Below are 20,160 nucleotides of genomic sequence, written 5' to 3' on the forward strand. Positions count from 1 at the left end.
CCATCACCAAGATCAATCATCCTGTTCAGCCTCTATTCGCCAGCCTAGACTCGGTCCACTCCAATAAAAGGTAGGCCGCCATGTCCGAGACGCTGCTAAGTTCCCGCAATCTGGCTTTCGAGCTGTATGAAGTCCTCGATGCCGAGGGCCTGACCCAGCGTGAGCGTTTCGCCGAACACAACCGCGAAACCTTCGACGCGGCCATCGGTACCGCCCGCAGCATCGCCGAGAAATTCTTCGCCCCGCACAACCGCAAGGGCGACGAGAACGAGCCGCGCTATGAGAACGGTCAGGCGATTCTGATTCCGGAAGTGAAACCGGCGGTGGATGCCTTTCTCGAAGCTGGCTTTCTCAACGCCGCGCGCAGTTTCGACGCGGGCGGCATGCAGTTGCCCACGTTGCTGTCCCAAGCCTGTTTTTCGCACTTCCAGTCGGCTAACGCGGCTTCGACTTCTTATCCGTTCCTGACCATGGGCGCGGCCAACCTGATCGAGAGTTTCGGTACCGACGAGCAGAAGCGCCGCTTCCTGCAACCGATGATCGACGGCCGTTTCTTCGGCACCATGGCCCTGACCGAACCGCACGCCGGCTCATCGCTGTCGGACATTCGTACACGCGCAGAACCGGCGTCTGACGGCACCTATCGCCTCAAGGGCAACAAGATTTTCATTTCCGGTGGCGATCACCCACTGTCGGAAAATATCGTGCACATGGTGCTGGCCAAGCTGCCGGACGCACCGGCTGGGGTGAAGGGCATTTCGCTGTTCATCGTGCCGAAGTTCCTGGTAAACGATGACGGCAGCCTCGGACAGCGCAACGATGTGTTGCTGGCGGGCCTGTTCCATAAGATGGGTTGGCGTGGCACCACTTCGACTGCACTGAACTTCGGCGATAACGGCGAGTGTGTCGGCTATCTGGTGGGCAAGCCGCATCAGGGCTTGAGCTACATGTTCCAGATGATGAACGAGGCGCGGATCGGCGTCGGCATGGGTGCGGTAATGCTTGGCTACGCCGGCTATCTGTATTCGCTGGAATACGCCCGCGAGCGTCCGCAGGGACGCGTGCCGGACAGTAAAGACCCGAACACCGCGCCGGTGGCGATCATCAATCACGCCGACGTCAAACGCATGCTGCTCACCCAAAAAGCCTACGTTGAAGGCTCTTTCGACCTCGGCCTCTACGCCGCGCGGTTGTTCGATGACACCACGACGCTGGAGACCGAAGCCGAACGCAAACAAGCCCATGAACTGCTGGATTTGCTGACGCCGATCGTCAAATCCTGGCCCTCGGAGTTTTGCCTGAAGGCCAACGAACTGGCGATCCAGATTCTTGGCGGCCACGGCTACACCCGTGAGTACCCGGTTGAGCAGTACTACCGCGACAACCGCCTGAACCCGATCCACGAGGGCACCCACGGCATTCAGTCGCTGGACCTGCTGGGCCGCAAACTGGCGCAGAACGGTGGCGCGGGGCTTAAGCAACTGATCCGCCTGATCGCCAACACGGGTGAGCGTGCCCAGGTATTCGAATCGCTGACGCCATTGCGCGAACCGCTGGAAAAACTGGTGGCTCGCTTGCAAACCGTGACCATCGGCCTGTTGACGGATCTGGCGCAGGGTAAGGTCAACAGCAGCCTGGCGAATTCGGCGCTGTACCTGAAGGTGTTTGGGCACACGGTGATCGGCTGGCGCTGGCTGGAACAGGCGATCCGTGCAGAGGAAGGTTTGGCCAAGGGCAATGCGGCGGATGTGGCCTTCTATAAAGGCAAGCTGCAGGCGGCGCGGTATTTCCTGACGTGGGAAGTGCCGGGGTGCCACCATGAGCTGGCGATTCTTGAGGCGCGGGATGATGTGTGCCTGACGATGCAGGATGAGTGGTTCTGACCTGGCATAGAGCGGTTTAACGGCCACAAAAAAAGATCGCAGCCTGCGGCAGCTCTTACATTGGAATGCGTTTCCCTGTAGGAGCTGCCGCAGGCTGCGATCTTTTGATCTTTTAGCTCAGACGAAACCCACCCATCTGCCGCGCCAGATCATCCGCCAACCGCTGCAGCGTCTGACAGTCTTCACGACAAGCCCTGACCTCCCCCGCCGTCGCGCGGGCCAGATCGGAAATCCCCTGCACGTTACGGTTGATCTCTTCGGTCACCGCCGACTGCTCCTCCGTGGCCGTCGCCACCTGATGGTTCATGTCGCTGATACGTTCGACCTGCCCGGTGATCGCCGTCAATGAAGCTCCCGTGCGCTGGCTGGACTCAACGCCCGTGCCGGTTGCCGCTTGCCCGGAATGCATCGACGACACCGCGTTCTCCGCACCCTGCTTGAGGCTGCCGATCATCTGCTGGATTTCATCCGTGGACGACTGCGTACGCCGTGCCAAGGTCCGCACTTCATCGGCCACCACGGCAAACCCGCGCCCCATGTCCCCGGCCCGCGCCGCTTCGATAGCGGCGTTGAGCGCCAGCAGGTTGGTCTGCTCGGAAATCCCGCGGATCACCGCCAGCACCTGATCGATAGACGCCACTTGATGGGCCAATTCGCCCACCGCAGTGGCGGCGACGCCGATTTCATCAGACATGCTTTCGATGTGCCGGATCGAACCGCCCACCACCTCCCGCGCCTGCATCGCTTCATCCCGAGCGGTTTGCGAGGCGACTGCCGCATTGCCGGCGTTCTGCGCGATCTCCTGCACCGTCAGGCCCATTTCGTGAACGGCGGTGGCGACCATGTCAGTCATTTCCTGCTGTCGACCGGAGCGTTCAGCGGTGTTATCCACAACCTTGGCCACCTGGCCCACCGCGGTGCGCAGACGTTCGCTGGTGGTCAGCACCTCGCCAATCATGTCTCGCTGACTATCCAGAAAGCGATTGAACCCGCGCGCCAGGTCGCCCAACTCATCGGCGCGGCTGGAATCCAGCCGATGGGTCAAATCTCCACCACCGCTACCGATGGCCACCAGCGCCGCTGTTACCTGTCGAATCGGTCGCACCAACCCACGGGCCAGCAACACCACCAGCAACAGGCACACCATCGCCACCGCCAGGCCGATACCGCTGCTCATCCACATGGCGCGGCGGGCTTCGGCGTAGATCTGCGACTGTGGCACTTCGGCCACCAGGGTCCAGCCGAGATCGCGCAGGGGCAGGCTTAACGCAAGGAAGTCTTCGCCATCACGCTGGAAGCCACTGCTGGTGGCAGCTTTTTGACTCATCACTGCTTGTGCTGCCGTAGCACCAATCTGCTCGGTCAGGCTGCGTTTACCGCTGAACTGCGCTTCAGGATGAACCTGGATCAAACCGTCGGAACGCACGAGATAGACCTTGCCGCGCTCCCCGAAGCTGAAGTTGTGGATCAGCTCCGACAGCTCTTTCATGTTCAGGCCAAGCCCCGCAACACCGACGACTTTGCCGGCCTGCTCAACCTTGAGGTCAATGAAAAGCGCCAATTCTCCGCTGGCCGTGTCGGTGTCGATATTGAGGGTGCGCGGCTGGTTGCTGTCCAGAAATGCGTAGAACCAGGCATCTTTGGGGTTGAAACGACTGAGGGTCCGGTCCAGGCCTTTCTCGGTGAAGTAATGGTTGGACGCGGTGCCGACAATCAGCGCGGTAAAGGCCTTGTGCTCGGCGCGGATGCCTTCGAGATAGGTGGTAAACGTACCGATCTGGGCACTGTTTTCACCCTCGGCCAGCCAATCGCGCACCATGCTGTTGCTGGCGATGTCCTTGGCGGCGGTGAGCGGTTGAACGAGGATGCGCTCGATGTCGTTGCGCATCGCTTCGATGCTCGACGGTAGCGCTTGCTCGACCAGATAGCTCTGGGCAAGGCGGTTGACCACGAGGGTATAAATGCCAACCACGATCAGGATACTGACGAGCAGGGCGGTGCCCATACTCAGGATCAACTGCCATTGAATACTGCGTCGCCAGAACTGCATGGAGCACCCCCAAAGAATAAGAGGCTGAAACACTGCAACAGCCGTGCCGATTGTATACAACGAAACCGACAATCTATTCTTTGGTTGTGCGCAAAGCCGATCAGGCCTGATTGATCGTCTTGGAGATCACTTCAACCGTGGCGCTGACTTGCTCTTGGTAACGGTCGAGTTCGAGCTTGTGCTGCTTCTGCATTTCGATCTGCTGGGAGCACAGATTCATCGCCGCCAGTACCAGCAGTCGGTCACCGATCAAGGTCGGGTACTTTCTTTTGGTGTCGGCCAAGGCAGCTTTCAACATTAGTGCAGCGTCCAGCAGGGTCTGCTCTTCCCCGGCCGGGGCCTTGATCGAATAGTCCTCCCCCAGGATCGAGACGACTTTCACACCCGGGCCGTAACTCATGCGCTGACTGGGCCAGCGCTGACGCGCTCAACCAGAGCCTGGATGCGTGCGGCAGTGGCGCCTTGCTTCTCTTCCTGTTCCATCAGGCTCAGTTGCAGGCTTTCATTTTCGTCCTTGGCCTGGGCCAGTTCGGCGCTCAGGGTCTGGTTGGTGCCGAGCAGGGTCTGGTTCTGTTGTACCAGGTCGCTGACCAGCTGTTCCAATTGGCTAAGGGATGCTTCCAACATTTTGATTTTCCAGGCATTTTCAAAGGGCGCGTACGATAAAGAAAAGTCACCGTGGATGCCAGGGTTATACGGGCGCAAGGCCTTGATTTTCCTGACGAGTGACTGTTCTCGCGAACTGTAGAGACTGTCATTGCCCAATCTGGTTCCTGCACTTCGTCGCCATGGCGGTTGTGCGGCAAAAACGCGCAGGGGCTCAAGACTTTAGTCGTATGACCGATAAGTCATCCATACGTCAGCCTCGGCACCCCTCAGGTGCGCTCATCTCGGTAAACACTATGTCCCTTCGAAATATGAATATTGCGCCGCGAGCGTTCCTCGGTTTTGCCCTGATTGGCGGTTTGATGATGCTGCTGGGCGTGTTTGCCCTGAACCAGATGAGCAAGATCCGCGACGCCGCCGAAGACATCACCGTCACCAGCGTGCCGAGCATCAAGAGCCTCGACGAATTCACCCAATTGACCCTGCGTTTGCGCGTGCTGTCCTACCGCTTACTGGTCAACCGCGAGCCAGACGTACAGCAGAAAACCATGGAGCTGCTGGATATGCGCAACCAGCAGATCCGCACTGCCCAGGCCACCTACGAAAAGTTGATCAGCAGCCCGCAGGAGCGTGCGGCCTACGATCAATACGTGCAGTTGCTCGGCCAATACCGTCAGATCGAAGACCGGATGAAGACCCTGTCGCGCAACAATCAGGTCGATGAACTGCGCAGCCTGCTCAACGCCGATTTGCTGAGTAACTCCGAAGCCGTCAATGCGGTGCTGACCAAGCTGCTGGAGATCAACACTCAGCAGACCCTCGACACCAACCAGCAAGCTGCCGACCAGTACGAATCGGCCTTTAACCTGGTGATCACCCTGCTGGTCATCGCCACCGGCCTGACCATCCTGTTCGCCTGGTTGCTGACCAACAGCATCACCAAACCCATCGCCAACGCGCTGGACGCCGCCGAACAGATCGCCGAAGGCAACCTGACGCGCCCGATCACCGTCGATGGCGAAGACGAGGCTGGTCGCTTGCTGTTGGCGATGTCGAAGATGCAGGACAAGCTGCGCGACACCCTGCAACGGATTTCCGGTTCGGCCACGCAATTGGCTTCCGCCGCCGAAGAACTCAACAGCGTCACCGACGAAAGCGCCCGTGGTCTGACCCAGCAGAACAACGAAATCGAACAGGCTGCCACCGCGGTCAACGAAATGACCAGCGCCGTGGAAGAAGTCGCGCGCAATGCGGTGAGCACGTCCGAAGCCTCGAAGAACGCCACCACTTCCGCCGGCGATGGCCGTGATCTGGTGCAGGAAACCGTCAGCGCCATCGAACGCATGAGCGCCGATGTGCAGAGCACCGCGACCCTGATCGGCGACCTGGCCAATGAATCCCGCGACATCGGCAAGGTGCTGGACGTGATCCGTGGCCTGGCCGACCAGACCAACCTGCTGGCCTTGAACGCAGCCATCGAAGCCGCTCGTGCCGGTGAGGCCGGTCGTGGTTTTGCCGTGGTCGCGGACGAAGTGCGGGCACTGGCCCATCGCACCCAGCAGTCGACCAGCGAAATCGAGCGCATGATCGGCAGCATCCAGAGCGGCACCGAACACGCCGTGGATTCGATGCGCAACAGCACCGAGCGCGCCGAGTCGACCCTGAACATCGCCCGCGGCGCCGGACTGTCACTGGACACCATCAACAGTGCCATCGTCGAAATCAACGAGCGCAATCTGGTAATCGCCAGCGCGGCCGAAGAACAGGCGCAAGTAGCCCGTGAAGTGGACCGCAACCTGGTGAACATCCGCGACCTGTCGGTGCAATCCGCCACCGGCGCCAACCAGACCAGCGCGGCAAGCAATGAACTGTCGCGCCTGGCGGTGGACCTGAACAGCATGGTTGGACGGTTCAGCCTGTAACGGCAAAAGCCAAAAGATCGCAGCCTGCGACAGCTCCTACAGGGAAACGCGCATCTCTGTGTAGGAGCTGCCGCAGGCTGCGATCTTTTGATCTGCAAAAGCTTTTTGACAGCATCACATTTCAACAGGTTAGAATCGCTGGCACGCAGACTGCATGGTCAGTTTGTGCCCGCCTTTCAGCTTTCTGGAGTACTGCCTTTGAATGCGACGACCATCAACAGCCTGTTCTTGATCGGCGCGTTGCTGGTAGGTGCAAGCATTCTGGTGAGCTCACTTTCGTCCCGCCTCGGCATCCCGATTCTGGTGATCATCCTGGCCGTGGGCATGGCGGCCGGCGTCGACGGCGGCGGCATCATCTTCGATAACTACCCCACGGCTTATCTGGTCGGCAACCTTGCGTTGGCGGTGATCCTGCTCGACGGCGGTTTGCGCACGCGGGTGTCGAGTTTCCGGGTGGCGTTATGGCCGGCGTTGTCGCTGGCCACAGTCGGGGTGTTGATTACCACCGGTTTGACCGGCATGGCCGCCGCGTGGCTGTTCGACCTCAATATGATTCAGGGTTTGCTGATCGGCGCCATCGTCGGCTCTACCGACGCCGCGGCGGTGTTCTCGCTGCTGGGCGGCAAAGGTCTGAACGAACGGGTCACCGCCAGCCTGGAAATCGAATCCGGCAGCAACGACCCGATGGCGGTGTTCCTCACCGTGACCCTGATTGACATGCTCGCCAGTGGCCAGACCGGCCTGCACTGGAGCCTGCTGACCCACTTGCTGCGCGAGTTCGGCATCGGTGGCGTGATTGGCCTGGGCGGTGGCTGGCTGATGCTGCAACTGGTCAACCGGATCAACCTGGCCACCGGCCTGTATCCGATCCTGGTGATCGCCGGCGGCTTGCTGGTGTTTGCCCTGACCAACGCCTTGCACGGCAGCGGATTCCTGGCGGTCTATCTGTGCGGCTTGGTGATCGGCAACCGTCCGGTACGCAGTCGCCACGGCATTCTGCACATGCTCGACGGCATGGCCTGGCTGGCACAGATCGGCATGTTCCTGGTGCTGGGGCTACTGGTCACGCCTCACGACTTGCTGCCGATTGCCCTGCCGGCGTTGGCCCTGGCGCTGTGGATGATTCTGTTTGCCCGACCGCTGTCGGTGGTGGTTGGCCTGCTGCCGTTCAAGGCATTCCATGGCCGCGAAAAAGCCTTTATTTCGTGGGTCGGCCTGCGCGGCGCGGTCCCGATCATTCTGGCGGTGTTCCCGCTGATGGCCGGCCTGCCCAATGCCCAGCTGTACTTCAACCTGGCGTTCTTTATCGTGCTGGTGTCGTTGCTGGTGCAAGGCACGAGCCTGCCGTGGGTCGCCAAATTGCTTAAAGTGACGGTTCCTCCGGAGCCGGCACCGATCTCCCGGTCCGCCCTCGAAGTGCACGTCACCAGTGAGTGGGAGCTGTTCGTTTATCGCCTCGGCGCCGAGAAATGGTGCATCGGTTCGCCCCTTCGCGAACTGAAAATGCCCGAAGGCACTCGCATCGCCGCCCTGTTTCGTGGCCAGCAACTGCTCCATCCGTCGGGTAGTACGGTGCTGGAAGTCGATGATTTACTGTGTGTAATCGGCCATGAGCACAACCTCGCGGCGCTCGGAAAACTCTTCAGCCAGGCACCGCAACGGGGCCTGGATTTGCGCTTCTTCGGCGACTTCGTTCTCGAAGGAGATGCCCAGCTGGCCGCGGTTGCTGCCTTGTATGGGTTGAAGGTCGAAGGCATCGATCCGGAGATGTCCCTGGGCAAGTTCATTGCCCAGAAAGTGGGGGGTGCTCCGGTCGTCGGCGACCAGGTGGAGTGGAACAACACCATCTGGACTGTCGCGGTCATGGACGGGAACAAGATCGGCAAAGTGGGCGTCAGATTCCCCGAAGGAAGTCGCCCGGGTCCGGGCTTGTTCCTCTAAACTCCATTCTTCGCCTCGTATTTGATCGGTCTCTATGTCAAGCCTGCGCACCTTTTTCATCATGGCCCTGCTGGGCCTGAGTCTCTCTGTCGGCACCTTGCAAGCCGCCGAACCGCCCACCCGCGATGCCGTGCAGACGAGTCTGGACAAAATCGCCGACCGCAAACTGCCGGAGGCCGATCAAAAGGCTTTGCAGTCCATCCTGCAAGGCACACTGACACAGCTCAACAATAAGCGTGACTACGAGCAGAAACTCAGCGATCTCAAGCAGCAACTGGCCACCGCCCCCAAGCAAACCATCGAGAACCAGCGTGAGCTGACGCGTCTCAAGGCCAGCGCCGTGGTGCCGGTGGCGCAACGCTTCGCCAAAGAGTCGATCCAGCAACTCGAGCAAATGCTCACCGAGCGCTCGACCCAGCAAAGCGATCTGCAAAAAGCCCTGGCGGACGCCAACAGCCTGATCATCACCGCCCAGACCCGTCCGGAACGCGCCCAGGCGGAAATTTCCAGCAGCCAGACCCGCATCCAGCAGATCAACAACATCCTCAAGGCCGGCAAAGATGCCGGTAAAACCCTGAGCGCCGAACAGCGCGACCAGCTCAACGCCGAGCTCGCCGCCCTCAACGCCCTGATTCCGCTGCGCCGCCAGGAACTGGCCGGCAACACGCAATTGCAGGACTTGGGCAACAGCCAACATGACTTGCTGTCGGAACGGTCCGACCGCCTGGACCATGAAATCCAGGAACTGCAAAACCTGATCAACCAGAAGCGTCTGGCGCAGTCTCAGGAAACGGTTACCCAGCAATCGATCGAAGCCCAGAAGGCCGGCGGCAGCAGCCTGCTGGCGACTGAAAGTACCGCCAACCTGAAGCTGTCCGACTACTTGCTCAAAAGCACTGACCGGCTTAACGAAGTCACCCAGAAGAACCTGCAAACCAAGCAACAACTCGACAGCGTGACCCAGAGCGACTCGGCGCTGGATGAACAGATCAACGTGCTCAAAGGCAGCCTGCTGCTCTCGAAAATCCTCTACAAACAGAAGCAGGCTCTGCCGCGCCTGAAGGTCGACCGTGACCTTGCCGACCAGATCGCCGACATTCGCCTCTATCAGTTCGAAGTCAGCCAGCAACGGGAACTGCTCAGCAATCCGGCCACCTACGTCGACAACCTGTTGGCGACCCAGCCACCGGAGCAAGTCACCCCGCAGCTGCGCAAGAGCCTGCTGGAGCTGGCGACGACCCGCGCTGACCTGCTGGAACGCCTGAACCGCGAATTGAGCGCGGTGCTCAACGAATCCATCACCCTGCAACTGAATCAGAAACAATTGCTCAGCACCGCACAAAGCCTGCGGGCAACGCTCGATGAGCAAATGTTCTGGATTCCCAGCAACAAACCGCTGGACCTTGAATGGATCCACAGCGTGCCGGATCGCCTGCAACGTCAGGTCGATACCCTGCCGCTGGCGTCAAGCCTGAGCGAACTGACTGATGGCCTGACCCAGCGACCGCTGCTGTTCCTGCCGCTGGCACTGTTGATCGGAGCCCTGTTGTGGCGTCGCAAACAACTGTATGCCCGCCTGAACAAGGTTCACCAGGACATCGGCCACTTCAAGCGCGACAGCCAGTGGCACACGCCGCAGGCGATCCTGATCAATATCCTGTTGGCGATGCCGGTCTCGCTGGGTCTGGCCCTTTGCGGTCTGGCCCTGCAGATCGATGCCCGCGGGCAAAACGCCAACATGGGCGCAGCGTTGCTGCAAATGGCCCAGGCGTGGCTGGTGTTCTACACCGCCTACCGGATTCTCGCGCCAGGCGGCGTGGCCGAACTGCATTTCCGTTGGGAAAAGCCCCAGGTCGAATTCCTTCGCGGCTGGGTTCGCCGCCTCGGTATGGTGGTGATGGCCCTGGTGGCGGTGGTCGCCGTTGCCGAGTTGCAACCGGCCGGGCTGGCCGACGACGTGATCGGCATGCCGGTGGTGCTCACCTGCTACGCCTTGATGACTTTGCTGCTCAGCCGCCTGCTGATCAGCAGCCCGACCCACGAAAACGCCTCGCTGTTCCGCAAGGCCGTGGGCATCATGTTCACCGCCCTGCCCGTCGCGCTGTTCGTGGCCGTGTGCTTCGGCTACTACTACACCGCCCTGAAACTCAGCGACCGCTTGATCAACACCCTGTACCTGTTGATGTTCTGGCTGGTGATCGAAGCCACGTTCGTACGCGGCCTGAGCGTCGCCGCACGTCGCTTGGCCTACCAGCGCGCCCTGGCCAAACGTCAGGCGGCCAAAGAGGCCGGCGACGGCGAAGCGGTGATCGAAGAACCGACCCTGGACATCGAGAAGGTCAACGAGCAGTCCCTGCGCCTGATTCGCCTGGCCCTGCTCGGCGGTTTCATGGCGTTGCTGTATTGGGTCTGGGCCGACCTGATCACCGTGTTCTCGTATCTGGACAACATCACCCTCTACGAATACACCAGCGGCACCGGCGCCAACATGAGCATGGTGCCGATCAGCATCGGCGACATGCTCGGCGCACTGATCATCATCGGCATCACCTTCGCCCTGGCGCGCAACCTGCCCGGCTTGCTGGAAGTGTTCGTGCTGTCCAAGCTCAATCTGGCTCAGGGCAGCGCCTACGCCACGACCACGCTGCTGTCCTACGTGATCGCCGGTGTCGGCTTCGTCTCGACGCTGTCGACCCTCGGCGTGAGCTGGGACAAGTTGCAGTGGCTGGTGGCGGCGCTGTCGGTGGGCCTCGGTTTCGGCATGCAGGAGATTTTCGCCAACTTCATCTCCGGCATCATGATTCTGTTCGAGCGCCCGGTGCGGATCGGCGACACCATCACCATCGGTAACCTCTCGGGCACGGTGAGCAAGATCCGCATCCGCGCCACCACCATCACCGACTTCGACCGCAAGGACATCATCGTCCCGAACAAGACATTCATTACCGGGCAACTGATCAACTGGTCGCTGACCGACACCATCACCCGGGTAACGCTCAAGCTCGGGGTCGACTACGGTTCCGACCTTGATCTGGTGAAGGAGCTGCTGTTGAAGGCCGCACGGGAAAACCCACGGGTTCTCAAAGAACCCGAGCCGCACGTGTATTTCCTGAACTTCGGCGAAAGCACCCTCGACCACGAGTTGCGCATGCATGTGCGCGACCTTGGCGACCGCAACCCGGTACTCGATGAGGTCAACCGCTTCATCAATCGCGAGTTCAAGAAGCAGCACATCAACATCTCGTTCCGGCAAATGGAGGTTTACCTCAAGAACCTGCACGGCCAGGAATACAAAATGGTGCCGATCGAGCCGGAAGCGAAAACCATCGTGCCGCTGACCGATGGCAAACAACCACCGCAAATGCCACCTGCCGCCAAACTCGACTAACCGGCCTTTCCCCAGCAGAATGCTCGGACATTCTGCTGGAGCCGGCCCTTGAAAGCCCTCGACGAACTGACCTTCGATAATCGCTTCGACCGCCTGGGCGATACGTTTTCCGCCCACGTGCTGCCCGAGCCCATCGACAATCCGCGCCTCGTAGTCGCGAGCCCGGCCGCCATGGCCCTGCTGGATCTCGACCCGGCCGTGGCCGACACGCCCGAGTTCGCCGAGCTGTTCAGCGGCCACAAGCTCTGGGCCGACGCGGTTCCGCGGGCGATGGTCTACTCCGGGCATCAATTCGGTTCATACAATCCGCAACTGGGCGACGGTCGTGGGCTGTTGCTGGGCGAGGTGTACAACGAGGCCGGCGAGCACTGGGACCTGCACCTCAAGGGCGCTGGCCAGACACCGTTTTCGCGCATGGGCGATGGCCGCGCTGTGCTGCGCTCCTCGATCCGCGAGTTCCTCGCCTCTGAAGCCCTGCACGCGCTGAACATCCCGACCACCCGCGCTCTGTGCGTGATCGGCTCCGACACCCCGGTCTGGCGTGAAAAACAGGAACGCGCCGCCATGGTCCTGCGTCTGGCACCGAGCCATGTACGCTTCGGGCACTTCGAGTATTTCTACTACACCAAGCGCCCCGAGAAGCAGAAAGAACTCGGCGATCACGTGCTGGCCATGCACTTCCCCGAATGCCTTGAGCAACCGGAACCGTATCTGGCGATGTTCCGCGAGATCGTCGAGCGCAACGCCGAACTGATCGCCAAGTGGCAAGCCTATGGTTTCTGCCACGGCGTGATGAACACCGACAACATGTCGATCCTGGGCATCACCTTCGACTTCGGCCCGTTCGCCTTCCTCGACGACTTCGACGCCAATTTCATCTGCAACCACTCCGATGACCAGGGCCGCTATTCCTTCAGCAACCAGGTGCCGATCGGCCAGTGGAACCTCAGCGCGTTGGCCCAGGCCCTGACGCCGTTCATCAGCGTCGAGGCCCTGCGCGAAACCCTCGGCCTGTACCTGCCGCTGTTCCAGGCCCATTACCTGGACTTGATGCGCCGTCGCCTCGGCCTGACCACGGCTGAAGAGGACGACCAGAAACTGCTGGAACACCTGCTGCAACTGATGCAAAACAGCGGCGTCGATTACACCCAGTTCTTCCGGCGACTGGGCGAGGATTCACCCGCCGCGGCCATCGCTCGCTTGCGCGATGACTTCGTCGACATCAAGGGCTTCGATGCTTGGGGCGAGCTCTACGTGGCCCGTGTCGCCCGTGAAGGCGAGCTGAACCAGGAGCAACGTCGCGAGCGGATGCACGCGGTCAATCCGCTGTACATCCTGCGCAACTATCTGGCGCAAAAAGCCATCGATGCGGCAGAGAACGGCGATTACTCAGAAGTGCGTCGTCTTCATGCCGTACTGAGCAAGCCGTTCGAAGAACAACCGGGGATGGAAAACTACGCCGAGCGGCCGCCGGAATGGGGCAAGCATCTGGAGATCAGTTGTTCGTCGTGACAGGGTTCAATCCAGAGGATCGATGGCACTGACGACTCGCGCAACGATGTCAGCCATCGTAACGTCATCAAGCCGCTCGATAAATTTGGCCGAGCCGTCACGCACTCGCTGCTCGATGTCAAAACTACGTACCTGGTTGCACACTGCAACGCCGTTCGTTTCGTGGCCGGAGACGATGACCGCCAGTCCGGAGCTTCGGCTAAAACTCCCACCGCTGGTCACTGGCACGGTCATGCTGACGCCAAGCGAATTGATTTCTCCTGGCGTGATCACCACAAAACGATGGCGATTCATCATCTCCCGACCTTTTACAGGGTTTGGGTCAATCCAATAAACATCTCCCCGTTGCGGGGCCTGACGACGAACCATCAACCCAACTCCCGACCGACTGGTCCGCCTTCACGAGCTGGCTCAGTTTCTTTGTTCAGTTGCGCCATCTCTTCGGAGCCTTCAAGAAGCTCTGCAAGGCTGTAGCGTTTGCGAGAAGGTAGTGAAACCGGGCGGGCAATCAGCTCACCGTCCACCACATTCAATTCAAGCTGCGCTCCAACCTCCAGATGCAGCAGCTTAAGCAGAGTGGGTGGGAGGGTAATCACCGCAGCGCCACCCTGACGGCGAATTTTGGAAATCACGGACATGGGAAAACTCCTATCCGATAGAAATTGAGAGGTTTCAAACCCTGAGTAAGTGCAACAAAAGTAGCACGCCGTAAAAGTCAAAGCGAACACCTCACAAGCCGAATGGGCACCGAGTTGCTTCCAGCGTAGCTCCCGAATAAAACCTCAATACCGGGAACATGTGTGCAATTACGACCGCTACCCCTGTAACCATGAACCCGCGGACTTGATTAATCCCACGCGTGACTCCAGATCAGGGTCATTGATTGCTCAACCCTTTGGAGCGTGACAATGTCCGATCCCCTGCTCATCCCCTGCCCACACTGCAACGGCCTCAACCGCATCCCCGCCGAGCGCCTGGGCGACCACCCAAAATGCGGGCGCTGCAAGGCCGACGTCCTGCTGAACAAGCCTTTCGAATTGAAACAGGGCGACTACGCCAGCCAGATCAAGGGCGATCTGCCGTTGCTGGTGGACGTGTGGGCGGACTGGTGTGGGCCGTGCAAGTCGTTTGCGCCGGTTTTTGAACAGGCCGCTGCGCAATTGGCCGGCAAGTGCCGACTGGCCAAGCTGGACAGCGAGGCCAACCAGCAATTGTCGGCTCAGTTGGGGATTCGCTCGATTCCGAGCCTGATTTTGTTCAAGAACGGCCGGGAAATCGCACGTCAGAGCGGGGCCTTCCCGTTACCGCAGTTGATGAGTTGGTTGCGTAGTCAGGGGATTTGACACAGCTCTAAAAAATCGCAGCCTGCGGCAGCTCCTACAGGGGCATCAGCGTCCAATCCGTAGGAATTGCCGCAGGCTGCGATCTCTTTGTTTCTCAGGCATTTTCCAGCAGGTTATGCAGCTCGACGAACTGCTGCGTCAGCTTGTGTCGTGGGTCGAGGTGGATCAGCGGCGTGTTGGCCTGATGGGACTCACGCATGCGCACCGAACTGGCCAGATACACCGGCAACACCGGCAGGCCTTCGGCAATCAGCTCGTCGAGAATCTGCTGGGGCAGGCTGGCACGGGCCTGGAACTGGTTGACGACGATGCCTTCCACTTCCAATCCTTCGTTATGGTCTTCCTTCAATTCTTCGATTTCCGCCAGCAGGCCATACAGCGCCTGACGCGAGAAACTGTCGCAATCGAAGGGAATGAGCACACGATCAGCGGCAATCAACGCAGAAACCGCGTAGAAATTCAGCGCTGGCGGGGTGTCGAGGTAGATTCGATCATAATCTTCGCTCAGCTCCTCCAGTAATTTTCTGAGCTTGTTGATCTTGTGCTTGGCTTCGAGCTTGGGCTGCAGGTCCGCCAATTCCGCCGTGGCGGTGACAACGTGGAGGTTTTCGAACGGGGTTTCGTAGATGTCGACCTGGTTTTTCTTGGAGAAAGGCCCTGAAGACAGGGTCTGCTTGAAGAAATCGGCAATCCCCATCGGAATGTCGCTACCGGTGAGGCCCGTCAGGTACTGAGTGGAGTTGGCTTGGGCATCGAGGTCCACCAACAGGGTGCGATAACCCTCACTGGCGCTGACTGCCGCCAAATTGCAGGCAATGCTGGATTTGCCTACCCCACCTTTCTGATTGAACACCACGCGCCGCATGTCAAAACCTCCGTGTATCAAAGAATGATCGAGTGTAGTGGTCGATGGTGTTGCTTCGCTAGCTCCCCGGCAAGGGACTACACAGTCAGTCGTCATCTCTGGCTTGAAACCGGGCAAACACCTCGTTAAATCGCCGCCAGAGCCGACAGACGGACTGATGAAAATGTGAATAATTGGCAGTCGTTCAGTTTTCGCGAACTAACCGGTACATCTCATTGAGCAAAATGTAACCAGCATTTGCTACACGTTCGTCGCACCGGGATAATGCGCACCACTCGGCGCCTCGCGCCACGTAGGGTGCGCCGTGCATTTGCGCCACTCACCGCGTCAAGGAAGCCCCAGGGGCGGGATGAATGTCTGTGATCAATTTCAACATCGCCCAGTGGCGCGCGTGGGCCCCGGGGCTCGAAAGCGTGGACGACTGGCAGGCCTGGAGTCGACAACCCGTCGTACTGCCGGGCAGCGATGCGGCCCCGGACGTCTCGTTTCTGCCGGCCATGCAGCGCCGACGTCTCAGCCGGCTGGCGCGGATGGCGTTCAGTGTCGGCTGGCCCTTGGCCGAGGGGCGTCAGGATTTGCCCTTGGTCTTTGTTTCCCGGCACGGCGAAACCCCGCGCACCTTCGACATTCTCAGCGAACTGGCCATAGAACAACCGCTGTCACCGACCCAGTTCAGCCTGTCGGTGCACAACGCGATCATCGGCCTGTGGTCGATCATGCGCGGTGAAACCAGCGAGATGACCGCCCTTGCCGCAGCCGGCGACGGTCTGGAACACGGCATGCTGGAAGCCGCCGCGTTGTTGAATGAAGGCGCGCCGGCAGTGTTGCTGGTGGTGACGGAAGAACAACCGCCAAAAGCCTATTCGACGTGGATCGATGACGTGCCATTTCCGTACGCCGTCGGCCTGTTGATCACGCCTGGCAATGACTGGCAGCTGTCCCTGAACAGCCCCTCGGATGCGTTGTCCAAAACTCGCTGGCCCCACGCGCTGAATCTGTTGCGAACGCTGCTGGGCCAGCAAACCACCTGCCAACATGCCTGGAAAAATCGTGTATGGACCTGGCAACGCAACCCATGACCGAGAAAAACCGCGACGCCTACTATTGGCGTCTGCTGGCTACCGCTGCAAGCTTCACCCTCTTCGGGCTGGGCGGGTTGTGCCTGCGCCTGATTGTTTTCCCATTGCTCGGCTGCCTGCCGGGTGATGCCCGGACTCACCGCCTGCGCGCGCGGCACATGGTGAGCCGCTGTTTCTGGTTTTTCGTGCAGTTCATGGCCCGCGTCGGCGTGTTGACCTATGACATTCAGGGTGCAGAAAAGCTCGGACGCCCAGGGCAGATGATTATTGCCAATCATCCCTCGCTGATCGACGTGGTGTTCCTGATCGGCCTGGTGCGGCACGCCAACTGTGTGGTCAAGCAAAGCCTCTGGGAAAATCCCTTCACGCGCGGTCCGCTGCGGCGCACCGAATACATCAGCAACGATGGCAGCATGGACATGCTCGATGCCGCTGCCGACGCCCTGAAAGAAGGTCAAACCCTGATCATCTTTCCCGAGGGCACCCGTACCCAGCCGGGTCAGGCGCCGGCCTTTCATCGGGGGGGAGCGGCAATTGCCGTGCGGGGTGCGAAAATCCTCACCCCCGTGGTGATCAAGGTCAACCCGACGACTTTGACCAAGGCGGAGCCCTGGTATCGGATCCCAAAGCGTCGCGTGCACTTCAGTTTCCGCGTTGGGGCCGATATAGACCCACAGGCCTTTGCTGCGTTAGGCCCGGCCCCTCAGGCCTCGCGCAAGCTCAATGATTACCTACATTCTTACTTTATTAAGGAGCTCGCCGAAGATGAGCGATCTGCACCGTGATATCAAAATGCTTATCATCGACGCCCTCGGCCTTGAAGACATTAGTGTCGACGACATCGGCGATGACCAGACGCTGTTCGGCGAAGGCCTGGGCCTGGACTCCGTAGACGCTCTGGAACTCGGCCTGGCCATCCAGAAAAAGTACGGCATCAAAATCGATGCCGACGCCAAGGACACGCGCAATCACTTCAGCAACGTGGCGAGCCTTGCGGCGTTCGTCACCGCAAAACAGGCAGCTTGAGACCGGACCATGCAAACTCGTGACGACATTTTCAACACCCTGCGCGATGCCTTGGTCGAGCTGTTTGAACTGGACCCCGAGCGCGTCAGCCTCGAATCCAATCTGTATCAGGACCTGGAAATCGACAGCATTGACGCGGTCGACCTGATCGACCACATCAAACGCCAGACCGGCAAGAAAATCGCCGCCGAAGAATTCAAATCGGTGCGTACCGTCAGCGACGTCGTCGAGGCGGTCTACCGTCTGGTTCAACCGGCCGCATGAGCCGATTGATCGGCCTTGGCCTGCTGCTGGCGGGCCTGCTGTACCCCTTTGCGGTGTATTTCGGCATGGAGCACTTCGCGCCGTGGCAGTTTGGGCTGCTGCTGGGCAGTCTGTGGCTGGCTCGCGCGGTGAGCGGCCGCCATAAACCCGGCAGCCTGTGGATGGCCTCGGCAGCCATCGTGTTTTGCCTGCTGCTGGCACTGTTCGACAGCCCGGCGCTGCTGCGCTGGTATCCGGTGCTGATCAGCGCTTTCATGCTCGCGCTGTTCGGGTTGAGCCTGAAATACGGCCCGCCAATGGTCGAACGACTGGCCCGCCTGCGCGAACCGTACCTGCCCGCCAAAGCCATTCGCTATACCCGCCAGGTGACTATCGCCTGGAGTGTGTTTTTTCTCTGCAACGGTTTGTGCGCCGCCGCCCTGACGCTGTGGGCGCCGCTGAGCTGGTGGATGTTGTACACCGGCCTGATTTCCTACGGATTGATAGGCCTGATGTTTGCCATTGAATGGCTGATACGACAACGGGTACGAGGCCACCCATGAATTGGATAAAACTTGAGCAGTTGCTGCTCAAGGCCGAGCCGGAGCGTGCCGTAACGGCCGACCCGCAACTCGATCACGCACACCTGTGCGCACAGGCCCTGAGCCTGGCCGCCGGCCTGCAAGCCCAAGGCGTGCAGCGCATGGCCGTGCACCTTGAAGACGCCGCCGAGCTGGCGATTGCCCTGCTGGGTGCCTGGCGTGCCGGGGTCAGCGTGCTACTGCCGGCCGACCTGCAACCACAAACCCGTCAACGCTGGTCGAATGACGTGGACGTGTGGATGACCGATCAGCCCGACGATGCGCACCTGAGCGATTACCGGCAATCACCGCTCAATGCTGCGGCACTGGATCTCGATCAATGTCGGCTGAGCCTGTGCACGTCCGGGTCCAGCGGTGAGCCCAAGCGCATCGAAAAATCCTTGCGGCAACTGGCCAATGAGGTCGAAGCCCTGGAACAGCTGTGGGGTGCGGATCTTGGCCCGGCCTGGATCATCGGCAGCGTTGCCACGCAACACATCTACGGTCTGCTGTTTCGAGTGCTGTGGCCGCTGTGCGCCGGACGCCCGTTCTTGCGCAGGCAATTGGCTTTCCCGGAAGACCTGCAACGCGCCAGTCGCGAGCATCCGGCCTTTGCCTGGGTCGCCAGCCCGGCGCTGCTCAAGCGCATGGGCGATAACCTCGATTGGCCTTCATTGAGCGCAGTGCGCCGGGTGTTTTCGTCCGGAGGCGCGTTGCCGACCGAGGCGGCCCAGAGCCTGCACCAACGCTTGCATCAGTGGCCGACGGAAATTTTCGGAAGCTCGGAAACTGGCGGCATCGCCTGGCGCCAAGGACTGGCACTCTGGCAGCCGTTTGCAGATGTCAAACTGAGCCAGGACGATGACGGCGCACTGCTCATCGCCTCACCCTACTTGCCCACCGGGCACGTCGAGCACACTGCGGATGCCGCGCGAATCGCCAGTGATGGCCGCTTCGAACTGCTGGGTCGACTGGACCGCATCGTCAAACTGGAAGAGAAACGCATCTCGCTGCCGATGCTGGAGCAGGCACTCGTGGCCCACGCCTGGGTGGCCGAAGCACGGCTTGGCGTCGTCCAGGAAAACCGCGCCTCGCTGGGGGCGCTAGTGGTTCTGACAGAGGCGGGTCTGCATGCCTTGCGCAATCAAGGTCGACGCACGCTCACCGCGCAGTTGCGCCAACACTTGAGCGAGCATTGCGAAGCGCTGGCCCTGCCACGACGCTGGCGCTTGTTGCGGCAAATGCCGGTGAACAGCCAAGGCAAACTGCCCCAGACCACAGTCGAAGCCTTGCTGCTGGCACCACGCCCCAAGGCCCCGGAAGTATTGGAGCAGTCCGAAACCGCGGGCGAATGGAGCCTGCAACTCGCCGTGCCGCCGGACCTTGCCTACTTCAGCGGCCACTTCCCCACCGCACCGGTACTGCCCGGGGTGGTGCAGGTGGAATGGGCGCTGAACCTGGGCCAGCAATTGATGAACCTGCCGAAGAAATTCGCCGGCATGGAAGTGCTGAAGTTCCAGCAACTGGTGCGTCCAGGCGATGAAGTCCAATTGCACCTGCGCTTCGACCCGGTGCGCAACAAGCTGTATTTCGCCTATCGCAATGAAACCGCAACGTGCTCCAGTGGGCGGATTTTGCTGGAGGCGAACGGTGAGTAAGTCAGGATTTTTTGTAGCAACTGCCGAAGGCCGCGTCCGAGCGCGAAGCGCTCGCCTGTGGAG

18 protein-coding genes and 2 pseudogenes are annotated in these 20,160 nt (G+C 60.3%); 13 read left to right on the forward strand and 7 right to left on the reverse strand.

Annotated features, from left to right (window positions below; all coding sequences use genetic code 11):
* Positions 1–80 precede the first annotated feature (80 nt).
* Positions 81–1,883, forward strand: a complete 1,803-nt coding sequence (locus KVG88_RS20765) for an acyl-CoA dehydrogenase (protein ID WP_217872613.1) — start codon at positions 81–83, stop codon at positions 1,881–1,883.
* 112 nt (positions 1,884–1,995) lie between these two features.
* On the opposite strand, the gene KVG88_RS31390 is transcribed toward KVG88_RS20765, so the two are convergent.
* The 4 genes and pseudogenes from KVG88_RS31390 to KVG88_RS20780 form a co-directional block, all read right to left on the reverse strand.
* Positions 1,996–2,841, reverse strand: a complete 846-nt coding sequence (locus KVG88_RS31390) for a methyl-accepting chemotaxis protein (protein ID WP_437179958.1) — start codon at positions 2,839–2,841, stop codon at positions 1,996–1,998.
* A gap of 18 nt (positions 2,842–2,859) precedes the next feature.
* Positions 2,860–3,933: pseudogene (locus tag KVG88_RS31395) on the reverse strand (HAMP domain-containing protein); the annotation flags it as partial.
* A gap of 100 nt (positions 3,934–4,033) precedes the next feature.
* Positions 4,034–4,333 carry a cell division protein ZapA gene (locus KVG88_RS20775; protein ID WP_150703466.1) on the reverse strand — a complete coding sequence of 100 codons (300 nt, stop codon included), beginning with the start codon at positions 4,331–4,333 and terminating at the stop codon, positions 4,034–4,036.
* Positions 4,330–4,560: a hypothetical protein gene (locus tag KVG88_RS20780; RefSeq protein WP_008149645.1), complete on the reverse strand. Its 231-nt coding sequence runs from the start codon at positions 4,558–4,560 to the stop codon at positions 4,330–4,332. The genes KVG88_RS20775 and KVG88_RS20780 overlap by 4 nt, the downstream gene beginning before the upstream one ends.
* Before the next feature lie 290 nt (positions 4,561–4,850).
* Between KVG88_RS20780 and KVG88_RS31400 the strand changes: the two are divergent.
* From KVG88_RS31400 to selO, 5 genes and pseudogenes are all read left to right on the forward strand, one after another.
* Positions 4,851–5,606 (forward strand): annotated as a pseudogene (locus KVG88_RS31400) (MCP four helix bundle domain-containing protein); the annotation flags it as partial.
* A complete protein-coding gene (locus tag KVG88_RS31405) occupies positions 5,598–6,461 on the forward strand; it encodes a methyl-accepting chemotaxis protein (RefSeq protein WP_437179959.1) in 864 nt (287 codons plus the stop codon). The pseudogene KVG88_RS31400 and the gene KVG88_RS31405, both read left to right, overlap by 9 nt.
* A gap of 198 nt (positions 6,462–6,659) precedes the next feature.
* Positions 6,660–8,402 carry a potassium/proton antiporter gene (locus KVG88_RS20790; RefSeq protein ID WP_217872616.1) on the forward strand — a complete coding sequence of 581 codons (1,743 nt, stop codon included), beginning with the start codon at positions 6,660–6,662 and terminating at the stop codon, positions 8,400–8,402.
* 34 nt (positions 8,403–8,436) lie between these two features.
* Positions 8,437–11,790 carry a mechanosensitive channel MscK gene (mscK, locus tag KVG88_RS20795; protein WP_217872617.1) on the forward strand — a complete coding sequence of 1,118 codons (3,354 nt, stop codon included), beginning with the start codon at positions 8,437–8,439 and terminating at the stop codon, positions 11,788–11,790.
* A 48-nt stretch (positions 11,791–11,838) separates the two neighbouring features.
* Positions 11,839–13,302 carry a protein adenylyltransferase SelO gene (gene selO / locus KVG88_RS20800; protein ID WP_217872618.1) on the forward strand — a complete coding sequence of 488 codons (1,464 nt, stop codon included), beginning with the start codon at positions 11,839–11,841 and terminating at the stop codon, positions 13,300–13,302.
* 6 nt (positions 13,303–13,308) lie between these two features.
* Here selO and mazF read toward each other — a convergent pair whose 3' ends face one another.
* The gene (gene mazF / locus KVG88_RS20805) at positions 13,309–13,671 is read right to left on the reverse strand and encodes a type II toxin-antitoxin system toxin MazF (protein WP_217872619.1); all 363 of its coding nucleotides are present in this window, start codon (positions 13,669–13,671) and stop codon (positions 13,309–13,311) included.
* Complete coding sequence (gene mazE, locus KVG88_RS20810) at positions 13,671–13,940, reverse strand: type II toxin-antitoxin system antitoxin MazE (protein WP_217872620.1); 270 nt, start codon at positions 13,938–13,940, stop codon at positions 13,671–13,673. Before mazE ends, mazF begins: the two co-directional genes overlap by 1 nt.
* A 270-nt stretch (positions 13,941–14,210) precedes the next feature.
* Between mazE and trxC the strand changes: the two genes are divergently transcribed.
* A complete protein-coding gene (gene trxC, locus KVG88_RS20815) occupies positions 14,211–14,645 on the forward strand; it encodes a thioredoxin TrxC (protein WP_217872621.1) in 435 nt (144 codons plus the stop codon).
* Positions 14,646–14,739: 94 nt separating this feature from the next.
* Here trxC and KVG88_RS20820 read toward each other — a convergent pair whose 3' ends face one another.
* Positions 14,740–15,510, reverse strand: a complete 771-nt coding sequence (locus tag KVG88_RS20820; RefSeq protein ID WP_217872622.1) for a ParA family protein — start codon at positions 15,508–15,510, stop codon at positions 14,740–14,742.
* Between the two features lie 353 nt (positions 15,511–15,863).
* Between KVG88_RS20820 and KVG88_RS20825 the strand changes: the two genes are divergently transcribed.
* The 6 genes from KVG88_RS20825 to KVG88_RS20850 are packed head-to-tail and all read left to right on the forward strand — an operon-like array spanning position 15,864 to position 20,097.
* A complete protein-coding gene (locus KVG88_RS20825; RefSeq protein ID WP_150703457.1) occupies positions 15,864–16,589 on the forward strand; it encodes a beta-ketoacyl synthase chain length factor in 726 nt (241 codons plus the stop codon).
* On the forward strand, positions 16,565–17,374 hold the full coding sequence (locus KVG88_RS20830) for a lysophospholipid acyltransferase family protein (protein ID WP_150703456.1): 810 nt from the start codon (positions 16,565–16,567) through the stop codon (positions 17,372–17,374). The genes KVG88_RS20825 and KVG88_RS20830 overlap by 25 nt, the downstream gene beginning before the upstream one ends.
* Positions 17,355–17,615, forward strand: coding sequence for a phosphopantetheine-binding protein (locus tag KVG88_RS20835; RefSeq protein ID WP_150703455.1), 261 nt, complete (start codon positions 17,355–17,357; stop codon positions 17,613–17,615). Before KVG88_RS20830 ends, KVG88_RS20835 begins: the two co-directional genes overlap by 20 nt.
* 9 nt (positions 17,616–17,624) lie before the next feature.
* Positions 17,625–17,879, forward strand: coding sequence for an acyl carrier protein (locus KVG88_RS20840; RefSeq protein WP_007992314.1), 255 nt, complete (start codon positions 17,625–17,627; stop codon positions 17,877–17,879).
* Positions 17,876–18,421 carry a COG4648 family protein gene (locus KVG88_RS20845; protein ID WP_150703454.1) on the forward strand — a complete coding sequence of 182 codons (546 nt, stop codon included), beginning with the start codon at positions 17,876–17,878 and terminating at the stop codon, positions 18,419–18,421. Before KVG88_RS20840 ends, KVG88_RS20845 begins: the two co-directional genes overlap by 4 nt.
* Entirely contained in the window at positions 18,418–20,097 is a 1,680-nt protein-coding gene (locus KVG88_RS20850) for an acyl-CoA synthetase family protein (RefSeq protein WP_217872623.1), read from the forward strand. Before KVG88_RS20845 ends, KVG88_RS20850 begins: the two co-directional genes overlap by 4 nt.
* Positions 20,098–20,160 lie beyond the last annotated feature (63 nt).

This window comes from Pseudomonas azerbaijanoccidentalis (assembly GCF_019145495.1).
Classification (GTDB): domain Bacteria; phylum Pseudomonadota; class Gammaproteobacteria; order Pseudomonadales; family Pseudomonadaceae; genus Aquipseudomonas; species Aquipseudomonas azerbaijanoccidentalis.